Source organism: Leeuwenhoekiella parthenopeia (assembly GCF_020782115.1).
GTDB classification, from domain to species: Bacteria; Bacteroidota; Bacteroidia; order Flavobacteriales; family Flavobacteriaceae; genus Leeuwenhoekiella; species Leeuwenhoekiella parthenopeia.
Genome location: NZ_JAJGMW010000019.1, coordinates 45,539 through 67,000, shown reverse-complemented (window position 1 = coordinate 67,000; position 21,462 = coordinate 45,539). Strand labels below are relative to the sequence as shown.

The window sequence follows — 21,462 nt, the reverse complement described above, 5'->3', positions numbered from 1 at the left end:
AAAACTTAAAAACATATCAGAAAATTTAGAAAAATAGTAAGACGTGTCCTGTTTATCGCAATAGGCTCATTTGCCTTGCTTCTTATTATTTTTTCTATTCCCGCAGTACAGACTTCGGTGGCCCGTAAAGTTACCCGTTCGCTTAATGAAAAGTACGGAACCGATATTTCGGTAGAACGGGTACGCATTAAATATAACGGCAACGCCCTTCTCAATGAGGTATATATTACAGATCATCACGACGATACGCTCATTTTTGCCGAAACTGTTGAAACCAGCATATTAAGCCTTCAGCAATTGCTTAACAACCGTCTTAATCTGGGTAATGTCACGATCTCAGACGGAACGATGAATGTGCGTAAATACAAAGGGGAAGAAAACGATAACCTCTATATTTTTTCGCAGAAATTCAACACCGGTAGCTCATCGGGAACCCCATTCAGGTTGTCATCTTCTGAAGTCGAACTGGAAAATATGAAATTCCGTTTTATTGATGAAGACCGCGAAGATCCCAATTTGGTTGATTTCTCAAATCTGAATCTGGTAGCCAGTGATTTTAAACTGAATGATGTAGAGGTCACGGCGCAAATTGAAGAACTCAGTCTTGATGCTGCCCGCGATTATCACCTGCGCGGATTGGAAGCCGATTTTAAGTACAATCCGGACGAGATTGTATTGAAAGCGATGACGCTTAAGACCGAAAATTCAGTGATTCGGGGAGATCTGAAGCTCGATACGCGCAATGAGGCTTTTTCAGATTTTAATAATCTGGTGCAAATCACGGCAGATTTTAAGCAAAGCGAAATCTCTACAACAGATTTAAAAGCTTTTTATTCTGAATTTGGAACCGGATATCGCATTAACCTTTCCGGAAAATTAAGCGGTACACTGAATGATTTCAGGGTTCAAAATCTAAATCTCAGCGGTTTGGAAAGCAGTCGCATCCTGGGGAATGTGCATTTTGAACGCCTGCTTTCTGACGGGGACACTTTTCGTATAGACGGAAATTACCGCACGCTGCAAACTTCGTATCTCGATCTTACCCGGTTACTTCCAAATGTTTTAGGCAACAGTCTTCCGCCCGAACTGGTGCGTCTGGGTGTTACAGATTTGCAGGGAACCCTCACCGTTACCGAGAACACCGTGTTTACAGACGCCCGTATTCAAACCGATCTCGGCTTTCTAGAAACCGATATAGACTTTCGGAATTTTAAAAACATAGATCAGGCCCAATATTCGGGTAACCTTAGGGGAGAACGCTTTAATCTGGGACGTCTCTTTAAAGATCCGCAGCTGGAAACAGCCACCTTTAATGTGAAAGTAGACGGGTCGGGAATTGCCGCCGAAACTTTAGATACGCGTATAGACGGGGTGATCAGCAGGCTTCGGTACAAGGGATATACTTACCAGGGGATTGCGGTTTCAGGCAACCTGCGAAACCCGGTTTTTGACGGGAATCTAACCGTTGATGACCCCAACGCGCAGTTTTCATTTGATGGGCTTATTGATGTTTCCGAAGAAATACATGCCTATGACTTTACTGCGGCTATTGAGAGGATAGATCTGGGGAAACTAAACTTCTTAAAAGATTCTTCAGCAGTGCTGAAAGGGAACGTGGCGATGGATATGCGCGGGACCAATATTGACGATACCGGAGGGACTATCTTATTTACCAACGCCAGTTTTGAAAATGCCAATGACCTCTATGAGTTTCAGGATTTTCTAATTACGTCCGGTTTTAGACGCGGTATACGCACCATTACCATCAATTCGCCGGATATCATTTCGGGTCAGGTATCGGGTCAATTTAAAATAGGGGATGTAAAAGCCTTATTTAGAAATGCCATTGGAAGCCTGTATACCAATTATGAACCTACAAAGATCACGACAGCCCAGTTTATGGATTTTGATATAAAAATCTACAGCAAGATTGTCGAGATCCTTGTGCCCGAAATTGAACTGGAGCCCGACACTTTTGTACGGGGCAGTGTGGTGTCTGACGATTCTGAATTCAAACTGACTTTTAGATCTCCTAAAATCAAGGCTTTTGGTATTCTCGCAGAGTCGGTTAATGTACGGGTAGATAACAAAAACCCACTGTTTAACACCTTTATCGAGGCAGACAGTATAGGCAGCGGGATGTATGGCATTAGCGATTTTAATCTGATCAATGTTACGCTTAAGGATACGCTGTTTATTCGGTCTGAATTTAAAGGAGGGCCCGATAAACAGGACGCCTTTGATCTGAGCTTTTACCATACGATTAATGAAGATAACAATTCGGTAGTAGGCTTTAAGCGCAGCAGCCTTAAGTTTAAAAACAACGACTGGTTTCTTAACGAAGCAGACAATAAAGAAAACAAGATTGTCTTTGACAACAACTTTAGAGATATCGATATTAAAGAGATGATTTTGTCTCACGATGAAGAACGCATTACACTAAGTGGTCAGGTAAAAGACAGTACTTCAAAAAATATTAAGGCAAATTTTGAGCAGGTAAGGCTTTCGCATATCACTCCTTATATAGACAGCCTCGACTTAAAAGGTCTGGTAAACGGAAACCTGGATATTTTACAAAAAGACGGCGTTTACCTGCCCAGCAGTACTATTGACATCTCAAACTTTACGATTAACGATATTCTGATGGGAGATCTCGATCTGTCGATCACCGGCAACGAGAGTCTTACCAGTTATAAAATAAATACCACACTCAGCAATGAGGAGGTGCAAACCCTTTCGGCACTGGGAACCATAGATGTAAGTACCAGTAACCCTGCGATTGATCTCGATGTGCAGCTGCGAAAACTCAATCTGGAAGCGTTTAGCCCATTGGGAGGAGATGTGATTTCAAAAATAAGGGGTCTGGCCAGTGGCCGGGCTTCGGTAACCGGTGATTACCGCAATCCCGATGTAGACGGGGAGCTGCTGCTGCGTAATGCTGGGCTGGCGATTCCTTACCTGAATACCAATTATGATTTTAACGGTACAGCCCGCGTAAGCTTAAGCGATCAGGATTTCCGGTTTAATAGTGTTGCGTTGAATGATACCAAGTACAACACCAAGGGAACGCTAAGCGGTACGATAAGCCATCAGTATTTTAGGGATTGGGAGTTGGATTTGGCCATCGATACAGATCGTTTGCTGGTGCTGGATACAGAACCCGATGATTTTGCTTTGTATTATGGGACCGGTTTTATGAGTGGAGAGGCTACTCTTAGAGGTCCTACAGATGAGCTGGTTATCGATGTAACGGCAACTACCGAGCGGGGGACGGTTTTTAAAATACCTTTAAGCGATACCGAATCCTTTGGCGACAGCAGCAATATTTATTTTTTAAGTCCCGAAGAGAAAGAATCGCGGATGCGCGGGGAAGAGCTGGTTATTGAAGAGATAAAAGGACTCGAACTCAACTTTGACCTGGAGGTTACCCGTGATGCTGAGGTCGAAATTGTAGTTGACGAGGTAAACGGAAGCACCCTTAAAGGAAGAGGAGCGGGATACCTGCTGATACAGATTAATACCAACGGAAAGTTCAATATGTTTGGTGACTTTACGCCCTACGAGGGAACTTATAATTTCAGGTATAGTGGGGTGGTGCAGAAACAATTTGATATCCTGCCGGAAGGAAAAATAAGCTGGGATGGTAATCCTACCGAAGCCCTGCTCGATATCAGCGCGGTTTACAAAACTCAGGCAAATCCTTCCATCCTCCTGGAAAACCCTTCCATAAACCGAAAGATTCCGGTTAATGTGATCATCAATCTGGATGGCGAACTCTTGCAACCCGAGATTACGTTTGACTTTGAGTTTCCGAATACCAGTTCTATTGTGACTTCAGAGCTGGCCTATCGTTTAGACAACAGAGCCACACGTGAACTGCAGGCCTTTTCTTTGGTAACGCAGGGATCTTTCTTTAGCCAGAACGGTATTGATGCGCAATCTGCGGCTTACGGGAATTTGATTGAGACGGCTTCTGGTATTTTTAACGATCTGCTTTCAGATGAAGACGGGAAGTTTAATGTAGGCTTAGATTATGTGCAGGCAGACAATCGACCGGATTTACAAACCTCGGGTCGTTTTGGCTTTACGCTTTCCACGCAAATATCCAGCCGCGTGATTATTAATGGTAAGGTAGGTGTACCGGTGGGCGGCGTAAGTGAGCAGGCGGTAGTGGGTGACGTTGAGGTAAACTTTTTACTCAATGAAGACGGTACCCTTAGAGCGAGTATTTTTAACCGTCAGACCGATATTCAATTTGTAGCCCGTAATAATGAAGGCTATACGCAGGGAGCAGGACTATCGTATTCGGTAGACTTCGACACGTTTAAACAACTCATCCGTAAAATCTTTAAAGGAGAAATGCGTGAGGTAGAAGAAGAAATTAAGATTATTCAGCCCGATTCTGAAATTCCTTACGACGGTTTAAATTGATTTTTTAGCCATTTGCACTCTGAGAATATGATATTTTGATCCCGTTTTAATTTTTAAACTCGCAAAAACGAGGTTCTCAGATCAAAATTCCCAAAATTTCACCCCTCAATTGAAAATAGTTATTAACGATAACGATTGAAATTGAGAATACGATTAAATTCATTGCCAATGGCTTATTAAAAGGCAATGAAATTGCTATTTTTACCTTTCATTCTACAGGAAATGACACAAAAAATTAAAAAAATCGGAGTTTTAACTTCGGGAGGAGATTCTCCCGGGATGAATGCTGCGGTTCGTGCAGTTGTACGTACCTGTGCTTATCACAAAGTAGATTGTGTGGGTATATACAGGGGATATGAAGGTCTAATAGACGGTGATTTTCACCCGATGGATGCACGAAGCGTACGCGATATCATTACCCGCGGCGGAACCATGCTTAAGTCTGCACGATCAGATCGTTTTAGAACACCCGAAGGTCGTAAAATCGCTTATGACAATCTTAAAGAATATGGTATTGACGCACTTGTCTTAATAGGCGGGGACGGTACCTTTACCGGAGGACTGGTTTTTAACCAGGAATTTGAATTTCCGGTGATAGGTATACCCGGCACTATTGATAATGATATTAGCGGTACAGATCGTACGCTGGGTTATGACACGGCCTTAAACACCGTGGTCGAAGCCATAGATAAAATACGCGATACCGCCAGTTCGCATAACCGCCTGTTCTTTGTTGAAGTAATGGGGCGCGACGTAGGCCATATAGCACTTAATGCCGGAGTGGGAGCTGGGGCAGAAGAAATCCTGATTCCTGAAGAAAATCTGGGACTTGAGCGTCTGCTGGAGTCTTTATTAAGAAGTAAGGCCAGCGGTAAGAGTTCTAGTATTGTTGTGGTTGCCGAGGGGGATAAAACAGGTAAAAATGTTTTTGAACTCAAGGATTATGTAGATCAAAACCTGGAAGGTTATGATGTACGGGTAGCGGTACTGGGGCATATGCAACGCGGCGGTTCGCCCAGTTGTTATGACCGCGTGCTTGCCAGTCGTATGGGTGTAAAGGCTGTTGAGTCTCTTCTGGAGGGCGAAAGCAATTACATGGTAGGAATCCAACACGAAAAAATGGTTCTATACCCCATCGAAAAAGCCATCAAAGGAAAATCACATATTAATAAAGAGCTTGTGCGTGTCTCTGAAATAATGACCACATAAGCATAATACAAATCCAAACACAATTAAAAATGGGAAATTTAAAATTAGGTATCAATGGTTTTGGCCGTATAGGTCGTATCGTATTTAGAGCAACCGTTAAGCGCGACAATGTAGATGTTGTTGCCATCAACGACCTGCTGGATGTTGAACACCTCGCATACTTATTAAAATATGACTCTGTACACGGAAATTTTGACGGTACAGTAGAAGTTAAAGACGGTAACCTTGTTGTTGACGGTAAAACCGTACGTATTACCGCAGAGCGCGATCCTAAAAACTTAAAGTGGGACGAAGTAGGTGCTGATGTTGTTGCTGAGTGTACCGGTATCTTCACCACTATGGAAACTGCAGATTATCACATTCAGGCAGGTGCCAAGAAAGTTGTTATTTCTGCACCTTCTAAAGATGTGCCTATGTTTGTTATGGGCGTAAACCATAAAGATGTTAAAGCAAGCGATAATATCGTTTCTAACGCTTCTTGTACAACAAACTGTCTTGCACCTTTAGCTAAGGTATTAAACGATGCTTACGGTATTGAAGAGGCTTTGATGACTACCGTACACGCAACTACCGCTACTCAAATGACCGTTGACGGTCCTTCCAGAAAAGATTGGAGAGGTGGTCGTTCGGCATTGGTTAACATCATCCCTGCAAGTACCGGTGCTGCTGTTGCTGTAACCAAAGTTATTCCTGAATTAAAAGGAAAACTTACCGGTATGGCTTTCCGTGTGCCTACAGTTGATGTTTCTGTAGTTGACTTAACCGTACGTCTTTCTAAGGAGACCAGCTATGAGGATATCAAAAAGACCTTTAAAGCTGCTTCAGAAGGTGAGATGGCCGGCGTTTTAGGATATACTGAAGAAGATGTAGTATCACAGGATTTTGTAAGCGATCCACGTACCAGTATTTTTGATGCGGGTGCAGGTATCGAGCTTAACTCAAAATTTTTCAAGGTCGTATCCTGGTACGATAACGAATTTGGTTACTCAAACAAATTGGTAGATTTGGCTGAGTACGTTAATTCACTTTAATATAAGTTTCAACCCTTTAAGCCTGTTACAGGTTTAAAGGGTTTTTTAAACCCTTTCCACATGATATTATTAGTAGATAGCGGGTCAACCAAGACAGATTGGATTGCCCTTGATGCTGAAGGAAATGAGATATTTCAGACTCAGACTTTTGGATTAAATCCACAGGTTTTGTCTGCAGAAATCCTTACCGAGCGAATTATCAATAACTATGAGCTTTACAAGCACCGCCATGATGTAACCCACGTTCATTTTTATGGGGCAGGTTGTGGTACTCAAAAGCCCAGAGAACTTATAAAAGGAGTTTTTGATGAGTTTTTTGATAAAGCAGAGGTAATAGATATTAAAGAAGATACCTATGCAGCACTTTATGCTACTACTAAGAAGGGAGAACCCGGTATTGTTTGCATCATAGGTACAGGCTCTAACTGCAGCTTGTATGATGGCAAAGATATCGAGCAAAAAGTAACCTCACTGGGTTATATCCTGATGGATGATGGTAGCGGTAACTATTTTGGAAGACAATTACTGCGGGATTTTCACTTTAATAAAATTCCTAAAGAATTGGCTTACGAGTTTGCTAAACAATTTGACCTTACTGCCGAAAGCATTAAGAACCATTTGTATAAAATGCCAAATCCCAACACCTATTTAGCGCAGTTTGCACGTTTTGTGATCACCAATAAAAATCACGAATACTGCAAAAAACTTATACGCAAGGGCTTTAGATTATTTGTAGAGCACCAGGTGCTTCAGTTTGAGAATGCCAAAGAAATCCCTGTACATTTTGTAGGCTCTATCTCTTTCTATCTTCAGGATGAAATGAAAGCCGTGCTTGCTGAATACGATCTGAAAATGGGCAAAGTTTTAAAGAGACCTATTGAAGGATTGGTAGCCTATCACAAGAATTATATGCTGGTTAAGTAAACCACTGCGTAAATCAATAAAAAAGGCCTGAAACTTGAATGTTTCAGGCCTTTTTTATGTTTAAAATAGGACACCTTATTTTAAGGCGATCATAGAGATTTCCACATTTACGTATTTAGGCAGGTTGGCTACTTCAACCGTCTCGCGGGCCGGCGCGGTGGCTTCATCAAAATAGCTTCCGTAGACTTCATTAACGGCACCAAAGCTTCCCATATCGCTCAGGAAGATAGAGCTCTTAACCACGTGTTCAAAAGTGAGTCCGGCTTCGGTAAGTATAGCTTGCAGATTTTTCATAACCGTTTCTGTCTCTTCAGCAATAGAACCGCTTACGAGTTCGCCCGTTTTAGGGTCTAGCGGGATTTGACCGCTTATATACAGCGTATCGCCTGCAAAAATCGCCTGATTATAAGGCCCTATGGGCGCCGGTGCATTTGGGGTACTTACTATTTTTTTCATCGCTTTTGGTTTTAGATGTATATGCGTTTTAATTTTTGAACTATAAACGTTGATCAGGTGTACGGCGTTGCTCGTACTTAAGATCGCTGAGTACACTTGATTTGATTCCGATAAAAAAGTTCCAGGAGGCGTAGGTGCCAAAGGGTGTCCAGGCAAAGGTCATATTAAAACTTTCCAGATCCCGGGCAAAGCGTAGCTGGGTTGGAGTAAACTTTCCGGTGGTGACGTCAATACCCGAAGAGGCTCCTACAAACCACTTTTCTCCCAGCTCCACATCACCGCTGAAGTTAATCGCATGGGACGTGATCCTGTTTTGTCTCGCGGTGTTACCGTAATTTACATTGTAATTCACCCTTAGATTCCACGGTATTTTGTAGTTATACAATTCCTGTTCTTCTTCCGGATCTTCATCTGCTCCTTCAGAGTCGTTAAATTTATTCTGCAATTGCCTGCTGTCTTCTCCGAGCAGATTATCCCGTCTGGCGCCATTACGGGCTGTTTGAGTGTCTTCGCCCTCAACATCATCATTTTCCTTTCCAAAGCTTTTGCTGCTAAAGGAGTATCCAAAGTTTGCACTGGCATTAGTGAGTCTAAACAAACTTCCGCCATTGGCGATATTTAGTTTATCGATGCGGTCGTTGTTGTTATTTAGCGCATAAGGATCTAAGGTCATATTAAAATTGACGCTAAGCTTGCTCTGAATAATGGGGATGGTTCCCCGTACGTTAACAGGGCTTAGTTTTAAGCTGTCTGCGAGAAAATTGTAATTGGTTGAGATTGCCAGGTTGCTCAGCAGGTCAATTTTTTTGGGTTCAAGAGCAGTAGAGTCCTTGTCGCGTACTTTAGCTTCAATGGTATTGTTAACGTTAAAGCTGATTCCGCTGGAGCTGAAATTACCCGGAGCGCCGTAAAAGCCTCCATCAAAACGACTATAGGTTACCTCACGGGTAAGCGGGCCATTTGGATCATCGCGTTCGGGAGCCAGGAAGGTTTCATAATACTGGTCAAAAGCCGGATTATAATTAAAGGAAACGGTAGGCTTTACGGTATGACGGATTGCCTGTATCTTTTTGTCATCCCCGAAGTTAAATTGCCCGTATAGTGTAGTTCCCAAGCTGGTGCTGAAATTATAGGTGCTAAACCGGTCAAAACCGCCTATGGTATCGCGAACTATGCCCTGTTCCTCAACATCATAACGTTGGTTAATGGTTTCAAAAACCCAGCTCTCCTGAAAGTTTGTACTGGCCGAAACGCTGAGATAATCAAAGAGTTTAAAGTTAGTCGTAACGGGTATGCTGTGGCGAACGCCCAGTTCGGCATCGCGAAACATTTGAGGAGTGAAAAACAGGCTGTCTGTGGTTTGTATGCGGTTTTCACCACTACCCGAATAGTTGAAGTTGATATTTTGAAATATACCCTTTTTGGTGCCTGATTTTGGCGCAAAGGGATAGATACGACCCACGTTAACCTGTAAACTGGGCAGGGTCATATTTATTTGCTGCGTCTGGGTATTTTGCGAATGCCGTGCCGTAAGGGCCAGATTGACATCGGGTACGGTTTGAAAGGTTTTTGAATACGAAACAGATGAACTCAGCGTGTTGGTCAAACGGCTTGCTACGTTGTCAATATTTGTTGACTGCCTGAAATAGTTACTGCTCCCCAGGTTTACCGATGCCGAAAAACGACTGTTGGGGCTTGATTTGGTATCCTGACTGTGTGACCATTGAATGTTGTAGGTGTTGGTTTCCGAAAAATCGGGTAATCCGCGTTCGCTGGCGAGTAAGCGTTCAAAACGAATGTTCACATTTCCACTGAATTTGTAGCGCTTTCGGTACGAGCTGCTTCCGCGCAACGCGTAGCTTCCGTTGGTGTAATAATCACCCTGTAAGGTGAGGTCTACATAATCATTGATGGCAAAATAATAACCTCCATTCTGTAAAAAATAACCCCGTTCGCGGTTTTCACCCGGCGAAGGCAGAATAAAACCTGAAACACTGGTTTCCTTTTCCATCGGGAAGTAGGCAAATGGTACACCTAATGGGATAGGCACGTCATAGACAAACATATTCACCAGACCGGTTACTATCTTTTTGCCGGGTACAAATTTGACCTTTCGGGCGTAAAAGTAATATTCGGGATCATCCTCATTCTCACTCGTGGTGAAACGTACGTTTTTCATAAAAACAACCGAGTCATTAACCCGTTTACTTACTTCATTTCTGATGTAGAATTCCTGTTGTTGTGTACGTGAGCCGTAGATCAGCGCTTTTTCGGTTTTAAAATTGTATTTGATGGAGTCTGGCTCTACGGTATTGGGTCCCTGAACAAAGACCGGAGCCTGGATATAGGCTCCCGTTGAATCTACAATTCCTTTAGCAAAAACAGTATTTGTAGTGTTGTCTACCACGATCTGCCCGGCCGTGATATTGATATCGGTATAGGTTACCTGAGCCTCATTGTATAGGTAAAGTTTGTTTTCCCTTCTGTTGAAGCGACTGTAGTCTGTGGCATTGTATTTGACAATATCGGTAAGAGATTCTCTTGGGGCCTTGATGCTGTCTTTTGCGGTGGTGTCCTGTAAAGCTTCCGGTTTTTGCTCGCTTAGAAGAGTACCTTTGGGCATTAGCCTGTTAGTCTCAGAGGTGTCTGCGGGTATCGTGTTAAGCGTGCTAACCGGAAGTTCCTGAGACCATACAGACCCACATGTTATAAGGCTTAAGCCTAAAACCAGCAGTACTGAGAGGATCTTTGTTTGCAATGGGATTAATACTATTTTTGTAAATGTAAGGGCAAAATTCAAAGTGCCAAAATTACATCTATTTTTTAGAAGCCCTAGGCAAACCCGGGTAAAATAGAAATGCCTGGATCGCACTGTGTTTTTAACAGTGCAAAAATGAAGCACAGGTTTTAAAATGATTGTAAAATAGCCCAACAAAATTGACGTTACCCAAATATGAGAACGATTATAACCTACTTATTAGTATTTATAGTTTTCGCTTATGCGAAAACAAGTTATGCCAATCTAAAACCCGTTGATCTTAAGAAGTTTGTGGTGGTGATTGATGCCGGTCATGGCGGTCACGATCCCGGAAAAAATACCAAAAGCGGCATTAAAGAGAAAGATATTGCGCTAAAAATTGCTCTTTTGGTAGGAGATAAACTGAAGCGTGACCGGGATATTGAAGTGATTTACACCCGCAAAACCGATGTGTTTATAGGTCTAGAAGAGCGGGGTCATATTGCAAACCGTGCGAAGGCAGATTTGTTTATATCTATACACTGCAATGCCCATAACACGCAGGCTTCGGGAGCAGAAAGCTATGTTTTGGGATTACACCGTAACCAGACTAACCTCGAAGTGGCGAAGGCTGAAAACGAGGTGATCTTCTTGGAAGATAATTACAAAGAGAAATACGCCCAGTATAATTTAAATGCTCCCGAATCACTCATCGGGCTTACCCTGATGCAGGAAGAGTTTCTGGATCAAAGCATTCAGTTGGCAAGTTATGTTCAGGATAATTTCAGGGAAAAACTGAAACGAAAAGACCGTAGTGTGAAGCAGGCCGGTTTTGTAGTCTTACATCAGACCGTAATGCCCAGTATTCTTATTGAAACCGGATTTATTACCAATACGGAAGAAGGAAGGTATTTGAATTCATCAAAGGGGCAGGAAGAGATTGCGGGTTCTATCGCAGATGCGGTGATAAACTATAAAGACAATGTCAGGGCAAATGATTTTTTACCGGTTCAAAATGAATTACCTGTAGCCCAAGTAGAAGATGTAGTGGTTGAAGATGCCGTATTTCGCGTGCAGATAGCTGCAAGCAGCCGTGACCTCGAGCCCAAAGCCTATAACTTTAAGGGGCTTTCCCCCATAGAACGGGAGAAGGAAGGAAAGCTCTACAAATACTATTACGGCAATACCTCTAATTACTCTGAAATTCAACGTAAATTAAGCGAAGCTCAGGCCAAAGGCTATAAAACCGCGTACATTGTGGCCTTCAAAAATGGGATTAAGAGAAACGCTAATGATTTTATAAATAAAAGTTAGTGGGTTAAGTCCCAAGAGATTTTATTCCTAAATTTGAGGCTCATCAAAAATTCACTGCATTGAACATTTCTAGAGAGGTAAAAACAGGTCTTTTAGCGGTTGTTGCCATCGCGCTATTGATCTTTGGTTATAGTTTTCTGAAAGGGAATAACCTGCTCAACAACGACCGTACATATTATGCAATCTATGATAATGTGGAAGGCCTTTCCCCGGGTTCTAATGTAACCATTAATGGTTTGGTTGTAGGTAAAGTACTTTCTATTGATTTTGCAGATACTAAAGGTGATCTTCTCGTGACTTTTAATGTTCAGAACGATTTTCAATTTTCAAAAAACAGTAAGGCACAAATTTACGGCGGCGGACTCATCGGCGGAAAAAACCTTTCGATCGTTCCGGAATACGATCGTGACGAGATGGCAAAGTCTGGTGATACGCTAGAAGGAACCATTGATGAAGGAATATTTGAGTTGGTAAATGAGCGTCTTACGCCATTACAGGCCAAAGTAGAATCAGTCATCAACAGTACCGATTCTGTCTTAACGGGCGTCTCCAATGTGTTAGATGAACCCACCCGCCGAAATCTTAGAGAAACCATCGCAGATATCAGCCAGACCGCTATTTACTTCAAGGAGGCTTCAAAAAATCTCAATACGCTTTTAGCCGATAATGATCAAAAGTTATCCCGTACCTTTACCAATCTAGATAAGATGTCTGCTAACTTCAGCAAAGTGAGTGACAGCTTATCTCAAATAAACATCAATGAACTGGTAGGGAAAATGGAGCGTGTGGTAGCAGATTTTGAAAGCATTACTTCTAAAATTGAACAGGGAGAAGGTTCTTTAGGCCAGCTTATTAACGATAAAGATATGTACAACAATATGGAGCGGGCCACCAAACAGATAGAAGAGTTGCTTCAGGACATAAAACTCAACCCCAAGCGCTACGTACATTTCTCTGTTTTTGGCAAGAACCCCGGTCCGTACGAGGAGCCTAAAGACTCACTTAAATAAAGCTGATGGAGTATTTACCTAATATTTTATTTATTCTGGCACTGGCTGCCGGCGTTGGTTTTTTTGTTATCAATTGCAGAAAACTCATTCGCAATATAAAATTAGGTCGTGATGAAAACCACAGCGACAATAAACCGCAGCGTTTTAAAAACATGGCCAAGATTGCCCTTGGGCAGTACAAAATGGTGCGCAGACCGGTTTCAGGAATCATTCACGTACTGGTTTATTTAGGTTTTATCATTATCAATATCGAAGTACTTGAGATCATCATAGACGGGATCTTCGGCACACATCGTATTTTTAGCTTCCTCGGAGGCTTTTACGATTTTTTGATAGCTGTGTTTGAAATTTTTGCCCTGTTGGTTTTGGTGGGTGTGATTATCTTTTGGATACGGCGTAATGTGTTACATATAAAACGCTTCCTGAATAAGGAACTTAAGGGTTGGCCAAAACTTGACGCCAATCTTATTTTATATTTTGAAGTGGTTTTGATGTTGCTCTTCCTTACGATGAATGCAGCAGATCTTAGCCTTCAATTGCGAGGTGCTGATCATTATGCTCAGGCTTCAGGTGTTGTCGGGTCGTTCCCGGTAAGCCAGTTTATCGTCCCGTTGTTTGAAAACATGGACACGGCTTCCGTAATTTTAATTGAGCGTGCTGCGTGGTGGATACATATTCTGGGTATTTTGGTTTTTCTCAATTACCTATATTATTCCAAGCACCTGCACATTCTTTTGGCATTTCCAAATACCTATTTCGCCCGGCTTAAACCTCAGGGAGAATTTGATAATTTAGAAGCCGTTACCAATGAAGTAAAATTGATGATGGATCCTGATGCCGATCCCTACGCGATGCCTGCTGAGGAAGAAAGCGATGAGGTTCCGGCTAAATTTGGCGCCAGCGAAGCAACAGATTTAAGTTGGGCACAACTGTTAAATGCCTATACCTGTACCGAGTGTGGCCGCTGTACCAGCGAATGCCCCGCTCATCAGACCGGGAAAAAATTATCGCCGCGTCGTATTATGATGGCTACCCGCGATCGTATTGAAGATATCGGCAAAAATATAGATGCTAATAAAGGGGAGTTTAAGGAAGACGGTAAGCAGTTGCTTGACGATTACATCACCCGCGAGGAACTTTGGGCCTGTACAACCTGTAATGCCTGCGTTGAGGCCTGCCCGGTAGGTATCAATCCGCTATCAATCATTATGGATATGCGCCAGTACCTGGTTATGGAACAAAGTGCCGCTCCTTCTGACCTCAATAACGCAATGACTAATATTGAAAATAATGCAGCGCCCTGGCCGTTTAATCAAATGGACCGGGCAAACTGGATAAACGAAATCTAGCAACCAATCCTAATTTTATAATTTGAATCTCATGAAAAAAGAGGAAGTAGACAAAATGTTAAGTGAAAAATTGCAGGACGGCGAACACGTAAGTCCGGTTTTGCCCGAAGGAGTTAAAAACTACCTCATAGATATAGATGGTACGATTACCGAAGATGTACCAAATGAAGAGCCCGAGCGCATGGCTACCTGTAAGCCTTTTCCGGATGCTTTGGCAACCCTTAATAAGTGGTATGATGAAGGGCATATTATATGCTTCTTTACCTCACGTACCGAAGAGCATCGCGAAGTAACCGAAGCCTGGCTTGAAAAGCACGGTTTCAACTACCACAGTTTGCTTATGGGTAAACCCAGAGGCGGTAACTACCACTGGATAGACAATCACCTGGTGCGTGCTACGCGTTATAAAGGAAAGTTTACAGATTTAGTAGAAAAAGACGTTACCATAGAGGTATTTAAAGACTAAAAAAAGAACAGGATTTATGGCAGAAGCGATCAAAGTTCCTACAATGGCAGAATTTATGGCACAAGGCAAAAGCCCTGAAGTTTTATTCTGGGTAGGTTGTGCCGGAAGTTTTGACGACAGGGCAAAAAAAATAACCAAAGCCTTTGTAAAATTACTTGCAAAAGCGGGAGTGGAGTTTGCCGTGCTGGGAACTGAAGAAAGCTGTACCGGAGATCCTGCTAAACGTGCCGGGAATGAGTTTTTATTCCAAATGCAGGCGGTTACCAATATTGAGGTACTTAACGGTTATGAGGTCAAAAAGATCGTAACTGCCTGTCCGCACTGCTTTAATACCATTGCCAACGAGTATCCGGGATTGGGCGGTACGTATGAGGTTTTACATCATACCCAGTTTTTAAAATCATTGATTTCTGAAGGACGTCTTACAGTAGAGGGCGGGAAGTATAAAGGCAAACGCATCACGTTTCATGATCCCTGTTATCTGGCACGAGCAAACCGAATCTATGAGGCTCCAAGAGATCTTCTGGCAAAGCTGGAAGTAGAACTCGTAGAAATGAAACGTTGTAAGACTAATGGCTTTTGCTGCGGGGCAGGAGGTGCTCAAATGTTTAAAGAACCCGAGCCCGGAAACAAAGACGTAAATATTGAACGTACCGAACAGGCTTTAGAAACTAAACCAGACATCATTGCGGCAGGTTGTCCATTTTGCAATACCATGATGACCGACGGGATTAAGAATAAAGAAAAAGAATCTGAAATCGAGGTTTTAGATATCGCTGAAATGATTGCAGCTGCAGAAGATTTATAAGATTATCTAAACATTACTTTTAAAAAGCATCGTGAAAACGATGCTTTTTTTTTACAAGTTTTAAAATACATAAGTACAATATGTGTAGCTAAAAAACCTACAAATAAAGGTGTAAATTCTAAATTATAGAGTTTAAATTGCTTTTATCGATTAAATTAGCTTTTAGACTGAATTATATACTATATTTACAGAAACAAGTAGGATATGTGCCTTTTAAACATAAATCAGAGCTGTGTCCGTATAGTGTTTTATGTTCTAGGTATAATATGCGGCACTTGCCAGATTACCGCTCAGGGAGTGGGATTTGGTACTACAAATCCACAAGCTACGCTGCATGTGGCCGGGGCGATGCAATACATTCCTGATACTTCAGTACAACCTAAGCGTGTAGTAGGTATAGATAATACCGGTTTGCTTGGGGAGATTGGTTTAGGAGATGATTTTGGTATCGTAAACAACCAGCTTACCATTATAAACGATTCGGGTGCAGACCTTCTTAATATAGAAGATTTGTCTGTGACAACAAACGTTCTGAGCAGTGGTAATATTTACCACGACTTCAATATTGCTCTTGACGGGGTACATCAATTAACACCTATAGTAAGGCTTAATGATGTTTCGGGTAATTACAGCATCAGCGGTTTTGAAGGGGGTATCGATGGTAAACATATCTATGTTTTAAATGAATCTGAAGTAAATGTTACTTTTTTAGATAAATCAAATGGTGCAACAGCCTCTAAGATTGAGAATCAAATAGTACTGCCTAACGGAAGTAGTATGGGACTTAGTGGTAAAGGTGTTGCCGAGTTTATTTATGATGGAACCATTGATAAGTGGTTACTGGTAAATCTTAGAGACTAAATCCCTGTGCCTATGACTCGAAAATTACTTTTTCAACTTGGTGTGATTATTTTTGGAAGCGGTCTCATGACGGCTCAGGTGGGTATTGGCACTTCAAATCCACAACACCAGCTTGATGTAGCCGGAAACGTGCGTGTACGTGATTTATCGTCTACCGGTCTCGACCTTACCGGTACCACAACAAACGGTTTACTTCGTAAAACCGAGTTGGGAGGAGGTATCATTAAGGAGAATAATAAAAAGGAAATTCGGCTTACACCTACCAAGCTTTCCTTAGGGGAGTATGATTTAGATACGGTAATTCCCGATAACGATAGTGGAGGCAACCGTTTTTATAACAATCTGGACCTGGATATTCTAGGAACAAACAAAGACATAACCCTTCTAACCGTATTTAATACCGGTGGTAAAGTTTCGATTACCGGATTAAAAGATGGGAGCCACGGCCGTCGTGTGATTATTTACAATGCAGGTACTGCAAATATGAGCTTTGAGCAGGATAGTCCGGAGTCATTGCCCCAAAATCGAATACTTACCCTCGCCAATGCTTCGCGGTCGACTTCGGGACAGGGATTTTGTGAACTGGTCTATGATGAAAACGGTGGCGACGACGCTTTGGGACGCTGGTTTATTATCAAGTTTCAGGAATAATTATAACAACCCCCTACATTATGAAATTAGTTAATCCTCTGCTGATTGTGATTTTCAGTATCCTTACTGCACCTGTTTTTGCTCAGGTAGGTATTGGTACCACAGAGCCCACTACCATGCTTGACGTTAATGGTACAATAATGGTCGAGTCTGCAATTATAGATAAGAACGTAGACGCTCTCGTCGCAGCAGATGAGAACGGAGTGCTAACAACGATTGACTTAGGTCAAAATCTCGTTATGAACGAAGGTAGAATCTCCTACAGGAGTTCTAGTTTTTATTCTATGGGCGTTCAGGATTTATCGGGCATAAGCGTACTTCCGGGTGGAATAACCAGTAATCTGGACGTCAACATTGATCCGGGTGAGGCTAATGAGGGGAAAATCGTCATCAAACTCATCAATACTCCCGGAAATATAAAGATTACAGGTATTCAGGGAGGTTATGACGGCAGACACCTCTATTTGTATCAGGATGATAAAAGCACTCTTACCATTCTTAATATGAGTAACCTATCGCTACCGGGTAATCAGGTAGATACACTCACAGGTTCTTCCTTTAATATTTCAGGGCAGGGTATGATCGAGCTGGTTTACGACGGTCCCACCAGTAAATGGGTTGTAATCTCTCATATTGAATAGTTTTAAATTCCCCTAAATCCTTTTGATTTAAAACATTGGCTCTCTTTTAAAGCTTTGGTTTTTATAGCCTTTTAACACTCTGTTTTCGCGACAACTTTGCGATAAACCTTAAGTTTGTGATCCTATACAAGATCACAATTCATGCTTATACCATTTCAAGATTTAGCTAAAAATTCCCGCCTTTGGATCTACCAGAGCGACCGTAAATTTACGGAGGAAGAATTACCCAAACTCAATCAGGAACTTTCAGTCTTTTTGGAGCAATGGACTGCTCATGGGGCAGATCTCAATGCAGCCTTTGAGATCAAATACGATCGCTTTATTGTAATAGGTCTGGACCAAAGTTTTAACGCGGCTTCCGGTTGCTCTATTGATGCCCAGGTGCGTTTTATTCAAAAGCTGGAGGCAGCCTACGAAGTTTCTCTACTTGACAAGATGAATGTGACCTACATTCAAAACGACCGTTTACATTTTAAACCTTTGGCCGACTTTAAAAAGATGGCTAAAGATGGCGCCGTGGGTAAGAATACCATCGTTTTCAACAATTTGGTGAATACCGTTGAAGAATATGAGGAACATTGGGAAGTTCCTGCAATAGAAAGCTGGCATAACCGTTTCTTTAAATAAAAAAGATATGCTGCATAAATCAGTTTTCCTGATGCTTGTTTTTTTAACCGGCTTTCAGGCTTTTTCACAGAGTAAAAACCCCCTTATAGCAAAAGAAATCTCAGAGCAGCAGGCCTGGGTAGATAGCGTGTACAATGCGATGAGCTTAAAAGAGCGTATTGGCCAGCTTTTTATGGTTGACGTTTTTTCGAGCGATCCCAAGGCAAAAACCGATGCGATCAAATCACTCATTCGCAATCAGCATATTGGCGGAGTGATTTTTTCTAAAGGAGGACCTATGCGTCAGGCTAAACTCAATAACGAGTTTCAGGCTGCAAGTAAAGTACCCCTGCTGGTCGCCATGGATGCCGAATGGGGCCTTGCTATGCGTCTCGATTCAACCTATGCTTTCCCGTGGAATATGACCTTAGGGGCCATAAAAGACAATTCAATTGTTGAAGCTGTAGGGAGACAAATAGGTTTGCACAATAAGCGTTTGGGTGTTCACATCAACTTCGCCCCGGTGGTAGATATCAATGTAAATCCCGAAAACCCGATTATTGGTAACCGTTCTTTTGGGGAAGACCGCACTAATGTTACTCAAAAAAGTATTGCGTTTCTAAAAGGAATGCAGAGCACCGGCGTTTTGGGTAGTGCCAAGCATTTTCCGGGGCATGGGGATACCAATCAGGATTCGCATAAAACTTTGCCAACGATACCTTTTTCGCGCAAGCGTCTCGATTCTATAGAGATGTATCCCTACAAACCGCTTATTGACGCAGGTATTGCCAGTATCATGGTTGCGCACCTCAATGTGCCTGCTCTGGAAAGTCGTAAGGGCTATCCCACTTCGATTTCTAAAAAGGTGGTGACCGGTTTGCTTAAAGACAGTCTTGATTTTCAAGGGTTGATTTTTACCGATGCCTTAAATATGAAAGGTGCCGCCAACTTTAAGGAGCCCGGGGATATCGATCTGGAAGCTTTTTTGGCAGGAAATGATATCTTGCTTATCAGCGAAAATGTACCGAAAGCAGCAGCAAAAATTGAAGAAGCCTACAAAAACGGAAGCATTACCGAAGCCCGACTTTCCCGCTCTGTAAAGAAAATTTTATTCGCCAAGTTTAAAGTAGGACTCAATGCTTACCAGCCGGTTGATACCCAGAATCTCTACGAAGATTTAAATAAGCCGGAAGATGATGTGATTTACACCAAAGCGATGGCTCAGGCTTTGACGGTTTTAAAAAATGACGGTGCAATCCTGCCCGTTAAGGATTTAGACGATAAGAAAATCGCTTATGTAGAATTAGGCGATGACAGCGGTAAGGCCTTCTTTGAAGCGATGCGTAAATATGCCGATGTGACTCAGATAAGCGGTGCCAGTGCCGCTGAGCTTTTACAGAAACTGGAAAAGTTTAATTACGTCATTATTGGTTTTCACCGCTCAAATGAAACTCCCTGGAAGTCCTTTTCTTTTTCAGCGCAGGATGTAGCTACGATTGAAGCCATTGCGGCAAAGAAACCTACGGTGCTTGATGTATTTGTGCGTCCGTACGCCTTGCTTCAGCTTAAGGACCTGACTAAACTGGAAGGGGTTGTGCTTTCGTATCAAAACAGTCGTATCGCGCAGCAGCTCAGTGCTCAGCTTATCTTTGGAGCTATCAGTGCCGAAGGAAAGCTTCCCGTTTCGCTTAACCCGCATTTTAGAATCAACACCAGCTATGAGACCGGAACCTTGCGTCGCCTTAAATACGGCATCCCCGAAGAGGAGCAGATGGACTCTCAAAAACTACAGGGAATTGATAAACTGATGCGCGAGGGACTTACCGATCTTATGTTCCCCGGAGCTCAGGTGCTTGTAGCCCGTCATGGAAAGGTGATTTTTGAAAAAGCCTATGGTTATCACACCTACCGTAAAAAGCAACCCGTTGCGCTTGACGATGTATACGATTTGGCTTCAATGACCAAAATTCTGGCAACCTTACCCGTCTTGATGCAACAGTATGATGCAGGAATGCTCAAACTTGATGATCAATTGGGAGATTTGCTTCCGGTTTTAAAGGGTACCAATAAGCAGAATATTACAGTCAAAGAAGTTTTATCCCATTATGGGCGCTTAAAACCCTGGATTCCCTTTTATACGGCGACTTTTGATGAAAGTGGAAAGCTTTCTAAAAACTACTACCGCACCCGTCCCGAGGACGACTTCAGCATTAAAATAGCCGAAGATTTATACCTGCGTAACGATTACCCGGATAGCATCATAAAAACCATTGCAGATTCCGATTTGCTTTCAAGACGTGTTTATAAATACAGTGATCTTTCGTATTTCCTTTTTAAAAAATATCTGGAAGATACGTTAGGTTCTGATCTCGATACGCTTACGCAAAGACGGTATTACGAGCCTCTGGGCGCAAATTTTATGGGATATAAGCCCTTGTCCCGTCTTGCAAAAGCAAAGGTTGTGCCTTCAGAAAACGATACCTATTGGCGTATGCAACAGGTGCAGGGCTATGTGCACGATATGGGTGCTGCGATGGAAGACAATATTGGTGGCCACGCGGGCCTTTTCAGCAATGCCAATGATGTTGCCAAGATGATGCAAATGTATTTGCAAAACGGATATTATGGTGGTAAGCGGTATTTTTCAGAAAACACCATGAAAGCCTTTAATACCTGTTATTATTGCGATGAGGGTGTGCGCCGCGGGATCGGATTTGACAAACCGCAATTAGGTACTGCAGGACCCACCTGTGGCTGTGTGGCTAAGTCGAGCTTCGGTCATTCGGGTTTCACCGGTACGTTTACCTGGGCCGATCCGGAGTCTGAGATCATCTACGTGTTTCTTTCTAACCGAACCTTTCCGACCGCAGAAAACCGAAAGCTGATTACCTCAGATTTAAGAACCCGCATCCAGCAGGTAATTCAGGAGGCGATCATACTTTAGCGACTTCTTAATTATTTCTAAAAA

16 protein-coding genes are annotated in these 21,462 nt (G+C 42.5%); 14 read left to right on the top strand and 2 right to left on the bottom strand.

Going from position 1 to position 21,462, the window contains the following annotated elements; all coding sequences use genetic code 11:
- Positions 1-75: 75 nt before the first annotated feature.
- The 4 genes from LLW17_RS13810 (at position 76) to LLW17_RS13795 (ending at position 7,595) form a co-directional block, all read left to right on the top strand.
- Entirely contained in the window at positions 76-4,431 is a 4,356-nt protein-coding gene (locus tag LLW17_RS13810) for a translocation/assembly module TamB domain-containing protein (protein WP_228230880.1), read from the top strand.
- Between the two features lie 222 nt (positions 4,432-4,653).
- A complete protein-coding gene (gene pfkA / locus LLW17_RS13805; RefSeq protein WP_228230879.1) occupies positions 4,654-5,640 on the top strand; it encodes a 6-phosphofructokinase in 987 nt (328 codons plus the stop codon).
- 29 nt (positions 5,641-5,669) lie between these two features.
- Positions 5,670-6,671 carry a type I glyceraldehyde-3-phosphate dehydrogenase gene (gene gap / locus LLW17_RS13800; protein ID WP_228230878.1) on the top strand — a complete coding sequence of 334 codons (1,002 nt, stop codon included), beginning with the start codon at positions 5,670-5,672 and terminating at the stop codon, positions 6,669-6,671.
- Between the two features lie 60 nt (positions 6,672-6,731).
- Positions 6,732-7,595, top strand: coding sequence for an N-acetylglucosamine kinase (locus LLW17_RS13795; RefSeq protein ID WP_228230877.1), 864 nt, complete (start codon positions 6,732-6,734; stop codon positions 7,593-7,595).
- A 75-nt stretch (positions 7,596-7,670) separates the two neighbouring features.
- Here LLW17_RS13795 and LLW17_RS13790 read toward each other — a convergent pair whose 3' ends face one another.
- Positions 7,671-8,051 carry a RidA family protein gene (locus LLW17_RS13790; protein ID WP_228230876.1) on the bottom strand — a complete coding sequence of 127 codons (381 nt, stop codon included), beginning with the start codon at positions 8,049-8,051 and terminating at the stop codon, positions 7,671-7,673.
- Between the two features lie 40 nt (positions 8,052-8,091).
- Entirely contained in the window at positions 8,092-10,809 is a 2,718-nt protein-coding gene (locus LLW17_RS13785; RefSeq protein ID WP_228230875.1) for a putative LPS assembly protein LptD, read from the bottom strand.
- Between the two features lie 195 nt (positions 10,810-11,004).
- Here LLW17_RS13785 and LLW17_RS13780 point away from each other — a divergent pair, with 195 nt between their 5' ends.
- From LLW17_RS13780 to LLW17_RS13735, 10 genes are all read left to right on the top strand, one after another.
- Positions 11,005-12,102, top strand: a complete 1,098-nt coding sequence (locus LLW17_RS13780) for an N-acetylmuramoyl-L-alanine amidase family protein (RefSeq protein ID WP_228230874.1) — start codon at positions 11,005-11,007, stop codon at positions 12,100-12,102.
- 59 nt (positions 12,103-12,161) lie between these two features.
- Positions 12,162-13,112: an MlaD family protein gene (locus LLW17_RS13775; RefSeq protein ID WP_228230873.1), complete on the top strand. Its 951-nt coding sequence runs from the start codon at positions 12,162-12,164 to the stop codon at positions 13,110-13,112.
- A 5-nt stretch (positions 13,113-13,117) separates the two neighbouring features.
- Complete coding sequence (locus LLW17_RS13770; RefSeq protein ID WP_228230872.1) at positions 13,118-14,461, top strand: 4Fe-4S dicluster domain-containing protein; 1,344 nt, start codon at positions 13,118-13,120, stop codon at positions 14,459-14,461.
- A 31-nt stretch (positions 14,462-14,492) separates the two neighbouring features.
- Positions 14,493-14,927 (top strand): LNS2 domain-containing protein, encoded by a 435-nt coding sequence (locus LLW17_RS13765; protein ID WP_228230871.1) that lies wholly within the window; start codon positions 14,493-14,495, stop codon positions 14,925-14,927.
- A 16-nt stretch (positions 14,928-14,943) separates the two neighbouring features.
- Positions 14,944-15,735, top strand: a complete 792-nt coding sequence (locus tag LLW17_RS13760; protein ID WP_228230870.1) for a (Fe-S)-binding protein — start codon at positions 14,944-14,946, stop codon at positions 15,733-15,735.
- A 243-nt stretch (positions 15,736-15,978) separates the two neighbouring features.
- A complete protein-coding gene (locus tag LLW17_RS13755) occupies positions 15,979-16,596 on the top strand; it encodes a hypothetical protein (protein WP_228230869.1) in 618 nt (205 codons plus the stop codon).
- 12 nt (positions 16,597-16,608) lie between these two features.
- The gene (locus LLW17_RS13750) at positions 16,609-17,247 is read left to right on the top strand and encodes a hypothetical protein (RefSeq protein WP_228230868.1); all 639 of its coding nucleotides are present in this window, start codon (positions 16,609-16,611) and stop codon (positions 17,245-17,247) included.
- 20 nt (positions 17,248-17,267) lie between these two features.
- A complete protein-coding gene (locus LLW17_RS13745; protein WP_228230867.1) occupies positions 17,268-17,888 on the top strand; it encodes a hypothetical protein in 621 nt (206 codons plus the stop codon).
- A 141-nt stretch (positions 17,889-18,029) separates the two neighbouring features.
- Positions 18,030-18,515: an ABC transporter ATPase gene (locus LLW17_RS13740; RefSeq protein WP_228230866.1), complete on the top strand. Its 486-nt coding sequence runs from the start codon at positions 18,030-18,032 to the stop codon at positions 18,513-18,515.
- 7 nt (positions 18,516-18,522) lie between these two features.
- Positions 18,523-21,438, top strand: coding sequence for a serine hydrolase domain-containing protein (locus LLW17_RS13735; RefSeq protein ID WP_228230865.1), 2,916 nt, complete (start codon positions 18,523-18,525; stop codon positions 21,436-21,438).
- The last annotated feature ends 24 nt before the right edge of the window (positions 21,439-21,462 follow it).